The organism is Gordonia sp. NPDC003585 (genome assembly GCF_040610755.1).
Classification (GTDB): Bacteria; Actinomycetota; Actinomycetes; order Mycobacteriales; family Mycobacteriaceae; genus Gordonia.
Window position 1 is genome coordinate 109,048 of the sequence record NZ_JBEXMX010000001.1, and the last position, 6,340, is coordinate 115,387.

Sequence of the window (6,340 nt, forward strand, 5' to 3'; positions counted from 1 at the left end):
GCGAGCGAAGCGACGGGGCAGTTTGTCCGTTGGCCGCGGGACTGGTCATTGTGGCCAGGAACTCTCGTCGCCCAAAAGTCGTTGAGTTTGCGAAGGTGCTCGTTCTTCAGGCACCCTGGAATTCTCTTGACCATCTCTTTACGAAAGCAGCGATGAGACGACGCGCCAAGCGCCGAAAACGCCGACGACGACGATCTACCTCTTCTGGTGACTGGGCGGCATCATGCTGCTGACCCTGCTCGGAATCTTCATCGGCATCCTCGTGGTCGCCGCGATCACCGCGCTGACCGGCTATTTTGTGGCCCAGGAATTCGCCTACATGGCGGTCGACCGGTCGCGACTCAAGGCGCGTGCCGCCTCCGGTGACGCCGCCGCACGCCGTGCCCTGTCGGTCACGCGTCGAACGTCGTTCATGCTCTCGGGCGCGCAATTGGGGATCACCGTCACCGGTCTTCTCGTGGGTTACGTGGCCGAGCCGCTCATCGGCAGCGGGGTCGGTGACCTGCTCGGCGACGTGGGAATTCCAGTCGGTATCGGTGTCGCGATCGGCACCGTGATCGCCCTCCTGTTCTCCACCGTCGTCCAGATGGTCGCCGGTGAGCTGTTCCCGAAGAACCTCGCGATCGCCCGGCCCGAACCGGTCGCCCGCTGGCTCGCACGCTCGACAACCGCGTATCTCGCCGTGTTCGGCTGGCTGATCGCGCTCTTCGACAAGTCGTCGAATCTGCTCCTGCGCGCGCTGCGCATCGAACCCGTACACGACGTCGAGCATTCGGCGTCGGTGCGCGACCTCGAGCACATCGTCGCCGAGTCTCGCGACGCGGGTGAGCTGCCCGCCGACCTGTCGGTCCTCCTGGATCGGGTGCTCGACTTCCCGACCCGAACCGCGGAACACGCCATGATCCCGCGCCCGGCCGTCGACCATCTCGACGGCGCGACGCCGGCGTCGGAGGTCATCGCGGCGATGAGCACCGGGCACACGCGCTACCCGGTGATCGACCAGACCGGTGACGAGGTCGGAGGCATCGTGCACCTGCACGACGTGCTCGAGTGGTCGGATGCCGTGAAAAACCGTCCCGCACAATCGGACCCAGATGCGACCGCCGACGACCTGTCCCGAGCCGCGGTCGTCGTGCCGTCGACCCTGCCGCTGCCCGAGGTTCTCGAACAACTCGCGGCTGCCGACGACGAAATGGCGGTCGTCATCGACGAATACGGCGGATTCGCCGGCATCGTGACCGCCGAGGACATCGCCGAAGAAGTTGTCGGCGAGATCGACGACGAACACGACGACGTGTCGTCAGATGCCATCGCACGCGCCGACGACGGGTGGCGCGTCCGTGGCGACGCGCACCTTGACGAGGTGTCGCGGACGATCGGTCGTGACCTGCCAGAAGGTGACTACGAAACCGTCTCCGGTCTGGTCATCGCGACCTTTGTGGGACTGCCGAAAGTCGGCGATCAGGTGACGATCGAACTCGCTCCCGATGCCGCCGCCCTCGCCGACGACGAGAACACGCCGAACGAACACATCGTGGCGACCGTTCTCGAGGTGCGCAGACACGTGCCATCGCTGGTGCTGCTGGCACAACCGGAGGCCGACGATGAGTAATCCCTGGGTCGTGTTGGTCGCCACCGTCGCGTTGATCGCGGCAAGCGCCTTTTTCGTGGCGGTCGAGTTCGCACTGATCGCTGCCCGCCGTCACCGGTTGGAGGATGCGGCGTCGACGAGTCGGAGCGCTCGCGCGGCGTTGCGGAGTGCCTCCGAGTTGTCGGTGCTGCTCGCCGGATCTCAGCTGGGCATCACGTTGTGCACGCTGGCGCTCGGTGCGATCACCAAACCCGCTGTGCACCACTGGCTCACGCCCGCCATCTCCGGGTGGGGCGCGCCCTTGTGGTTGGCCGATGTCGCGGGCTTTGTGCTGGCGCTGATCGTCGTCACGTTCTTACACCTCGTGGTCGGCGAGATGGCGCCCAAGTCGTGGGCGATCGCCCATCCGGAACGTTCGGCGATCTTGCTGGCCGTGCCGATGCGTGCCTTCATGTGGGTGACGCGGCCGGTGATCGTGCAGCTCAACCGCCTGGCCAACTGGTGCCTGCGCAAGGTGGGCGTGGACCCGGTCGACCAGGTCGCAACCGGCCAGGACAGCGACGCTCTGAAGCATCTCGTGGAACACTCCGCGACGGTCGGCACGCTCGACGAGCGGTATCACGCGCACCTCACGAGTGCGCTGGAACTCGAGTCACTGACGGTCGGCGACGTGGTCGCGTCGGAGAACACGGCGCTGGTCGGCACGGTGACCCCGGACGCCACCGCCGATGCGATCCAGACCGCCGCACGAACGTCGGGCCATCAGCGGTTGTTGGTGCTGCCAAAGGAGGCTGGGGCGTCGGTCGAGGGTGTTGTGCACGTGCGTGACAGCTTGCGGTCCAACGCCTGCGCCGCCGAACTGATGCGTCCGGTCCTGTCGGTACCGTCCGACGAACCGGTATACGCCGCGCTCGCCACCATGCGTCGCACCCGCACTCACCTCGCGTTGGTCACCGATGACGGCCGGGCGGTCGGGCTGATCACGCTCAACGACGTGCTGCAGCGGCTGCTCTCGACCGCGCACTGACGCGTCGTATTGACCAACGAGCACCCGAAGGCAGGTTGCTGTATCGGCCTGGAATCCGCCCCGGAAACCTGCCGCTGATTTCCACCCTCCGAGGTGCGGCTGCGGGCGAAACGCCGGTATTGGCGGCGTGTCGCGGGGGGTAGTGCGGGGCGGTTCTCGGGGGGCGTGGGTGCCGTCAGCCCCATTCGTCGGCGGTGAAAATCCAGGGCTCCCGGGGTAGCCGTTCAGGGTCGAATCGCTGCGCCAGGACGTTCACCCCGACCGCCTCGTCGCGTCCACCGAGACCGAGTGAGCACGCGATCCGACTGAGCACGGTCGCCACCGGAACGCCTGCGTCGGCAAGGTCGGGGAGCGTGATGGCGCCGTCGCGTTTGCTCAGCCGAACATGCTCGGCGTTGAGCACCATCGGGACGTGTGCGTAGGTCGGCGGGGTCGCGCCGAGCAGCGTCGCCAGATACGCCTGACGCGGCGCCGACGAGAGCAGGTCGTCGCCGCGGACCACTTGGTCGACTCCCTGTGCGGCGTCGTCGACGACGACTGCGAGGTTGTAGGCGGGGGTCCCGTCGTTGCGTTGCACCACGAAGTCGTCGACCACTCCCTCATACGTTCCGTGCAGCATATCGTCGACCGTGAAATGCGTTACCTCGGAACGTATTCGGATTGCGGGCGGACGTCCGGAGGAGCGACGATCAGCCCTCTGTGCCTCGGTGAGGTCGCGACAGGTACCCGGGTAGGCACCCTGCGGTGCGTGCGGCGCGGAGGGCGCCTCGAGGATCTCGCGTCGCGTGCAGTAGCACTCGAAGGTGCGGCTTTGTGCCTGCAGGCGGTCGATCACCGCTCGATACGTCGCCAGGCGGTCGGTTTGATAGATGACCGGCGGCTCCCAGTCGATCCCCATCGAGGTCAGGTCGGCGATCTGGCGTTGATCCGAACCGGCAGCGCTACGATCCAGGTTTTCCATTCGCAGGAGGAAACGCCGTCCGCTGGTGCGCGCGAACAGCCACGCGAGCAACGCCGTGCGGAGATTGCCGACGTGGAGATCTCCCGAAGGAGACGGCGCAAAGCGTCCGGCGTTGGGGTCAGGCATCGACGACGAGATTACCGTCGGGGCGAGCGAAGCGACGGGGGAAGTCGGGGCGAGCGAAGCGACGGGGGAAGTCGGGGCGAGCGAAGCGACGGGGGAAGTCGGGGCGAGCGAAGCGACGGGAGAAGTCACCGCAGCGATGAGATCCGCCGCGCAGCCCGGTCTGTCTTGGCGACCCGCCGCGCCGTTGCGGTTTGTTCGACGAGTGAGGAACGATGGCACCCATGGATCTCCCGGTCATGCCGCCGGTCGCGCCGATGCTGGCGAAGGCGGTCACAGCGGTTCCCGATCAACCCGATGGCGCGCCCGTCTGGTCGTACGAACCCAAATGGGATGGCTTTCGGGCTTTGATCTTTCGCGATGGCGACGAGGTGAGCATCGGATCGCGGGGCGGTAAGGATCTGGCCCGCTACTTCCCGGAGATCGTCGCGGCGGCCCGCGAAGAACTGCCCGACAAGGTGGTGCTCGACGGGGAGATCGGCGTTCCCGCGCTCACCGGCGACACCCACCGTCTGGATTGGGACACGCTGGCTCAACGCATTCATCCGGCTGCCTCGCGGGTGAACATGCTGGCCGAAACCACGCCGGCCATCTTCATCGGCTTTGATGCTCTCGCGCTGGAATCGGCGAGTCTGATGGACGAACCCTTCGAGGTCCGACGCGAGGCGCTGCTGCGCGCGGTCGTCGAACCCGGCCGTGATCGGCGGTTCCACGTCAGTCGGGTGACGACCGACCCTACCGTCGCGCAGGACTGGTTCTCGGCGTTCGAGGGTGCCGGGCTCGACGGCGTGGTCGGCAAACGGCTCGACGGTCGATATCTGCAGAACAAGCGGGAAATGGTCAAGGTCAAGCACAAGCGGACCGCGGACTGTGTGATCATCGGCTACCGCGTACACAAGAGCGGAACTGGTCTCGGATCAATGCTGCTCGGTCTCTACACCGACGACGGCGACCTGCACATGGTCGGCGGCGCGGGTGCCTTCTCCGACGCCAAACGCATTGAGCTGCAGGAGATGTTCGAGCCGATGCGCAAGGACCCGGACAAGCCGTCGCTGGGTGAACCCACGCGATGGCGCTCGGAGAAGTCGGGGGAGTGGATACCGATCCGGCCAGAACTGGTGGCGGAGTTCGCCTACGACCAGATGGAGAACCACCGGTTCCGGCACACGGTGAAGTTCCTGCGGTGGCGACCCGACCGGGAACCGGAGAGCTGTGGCTACGACCAGCTCGAGGTGCCGCTCACCTACGACCTACACGACGTCCTGGAAGGGTCTTGAGATGGCATCCCGTTCTCCCGCAGAGGAACTCGACGTCGACGGTGTCGCGGTGCGACTCAGCAACCCCGACAAGATCTACTTCCCCGAACTCGGTGAGAACGGTGGCCGCAAACGGGATCTCGTCGGATATTACCGAAGCATGGCGCTCGGCGATGGGGCGCCGGAGTACGGCCCGATCATGCGGGCACTCCGGGATCGCCCGACATTCCTGCAGCGTTTCCCCGACGGCGTCGACGGGGAGGAGATCTATCAGAAGCACATCGCCAAGAAGCGGCCCGAGCATGTGCAGTCCACTCGAATTGTCTTTCCCTCCAGGCGTACCGGGGATGCGATCCGTCCGACCATCCCCGCCGACATCGTCTGGGCCGCCAATCTCGGAACCGTGACGTTTCATTCGTGGCCCACGCTGGACGGCGACAACGATCATCCCGACCAGCTGCGCATCGACCTCGACCCGCAACCCGGCACCACCTTCGACGATGTGCGCCGCGTCGCGATCGACGGACTGCGGCCGCTCCTGGAGGAGTTGGGCTACACGGGCTATCCAAAGACCTCCGGCGGCCGTGGCGTACACGTGTACGTGCCGATCGAACCCAAGTGGGATTTCATCGCGACCCGCCGTGCGGTGATCGCATTGGCCCGCGAACTCGAACGTCGACAACCGGATTCGGTGACTACGTCGTGGTGGAAGGAAGAGCGCGGCGAGCGTATCTTCATCGACTTCAACCAGAACGCCCGCGACCGGACGATGGCCTCGCCTTACTCGGTGCGGCGCAGTCCGACCGGCCGGGTGTCGACGCCGGTGACGTGGGCAGAGCTTGCCGACGTCGATCCGGAAGACTGCACGATGGCCACCGTCCCCAAGCTCGTTGCCGACCGCGGCGACCCGTGGGCCGACATCGCCGGCCACCGCCGAGGCCTGGAACCACTACTCGAGATGGTGGCAGCCGACGACGCGAACGGCTTGGGCGACATGCCCTATCCGCCGAGCTACCCGAAGATGCCCGGCGAACCGCCACGGGTACAGCCGAGCAAGAAGGTCGCCGACCACTGGGACGAGAAGGGCAACCGCATCGAGGGCACCTGACCGTGCGTCCCAATCCGTTGACCGTGCGTCGAAAACCGCTGACTGGGCGTCGAAAACCGCTGACTGGGCTTCGAAAACCGCTTACCGTGCGTCTTGACCCGAAGAGTTCGGTGACTAGCGCTCTGACCTGCACACAAGCGTCCACCACCCCACCGCTCTGAGGTGCCCGAGGCGCCAGGCGAGGGATGCCTCGAAGGGCAGGCGAACGGGCCACGTCAGCGAGGCGCCGGACCACTGAAAGTAGGGGAAGGTTCTTCCCCTACTTTCTGCCCCT

Annotated in this window: 5 protein-coding genes; 4 read left to right on the forward strand and 1 reads right to left on the reverse strand. The window is 66.1% G+C overall.

What is annotated here, in order from left to right; all coding sequences use genetic code 11:
• The first annotated feature begins 226 nt into the window (after positions 1 to 226).
• Positions 227 to 1,612 carry a hemolysin family protein gene (locus ABZW74_RS00545; RefSeq protein ID WP_355272852.1) on the forward strand — a complete coding sequence of 462 codons (1,386 nt, stop codon included), beginning with the start codon at positions 227 to 229 and terminating at the stop codon, positions 1,610 to 1,612.
• Entirely contained in the window at positions 1,605 to 2,618 is a 1,014-nt protein-coding gene (locus ABZW74_RS00550) for a hemolysin family protein (protein ID WP_355272836.1), read from the forward strand. The genes ABZW74_RS00545 and ABZW74_RS00550 overlap by 8 nt, the downstream gene beginning before the upstream one ends.
• 175 nt (positions 2,619 to 2,793) lie before the next feature.
• Here the strand turns inward: ABZW74_RS00550 and gluQRS are convergent, their stop codons facing one another.
• Positions 2,794 to 3,705, reverse strand: coding sequence for a tRNA glutamyl-Q(34) synthetase GluQRS (gluQRS, locus tag ABZW74_RS00555; protein WP_240856280.1), 912 nt, complete (start codon positions 3,703 to 3,705; stop codon positions 2,794 to 2,796).
• 221 nt (positions 3,706 to 3,926) lie between these two features.
• Here gluQRS and ABZW74_RS00560 point away from each other — a divergent pair, with 221 nt between their 5' ends.
• Both ABZW74_RS00560 and ABZW74_RS00565 read left to right on the forward strand, forming a co-directional pair.
• On the forward strand, positions 3,927 to 4,979 hold the full coding sequence (locus ABZW74_RS00560; protein WP_240856327.1) for an ATP-dependent DNA ligase: 1,053 nt from the start codon (positions 3,927 to 3,929) through the stop codon (positions 4,977 to 4,979).
• Position 4,980: 1 nt separating this feature from the next.
• Entirely contained in the window at positions 4,981 to 6,066 is a 1,086-nt protein-coding gene (locus ABZW74_RS00565; RefSeq protein ID WP_355272840.1) for a DNA primase small subunit domain-containing protein, read from the forward strand.
• Positions 6,067 to 6,340 lie beyond the last annotated feature (274 nt).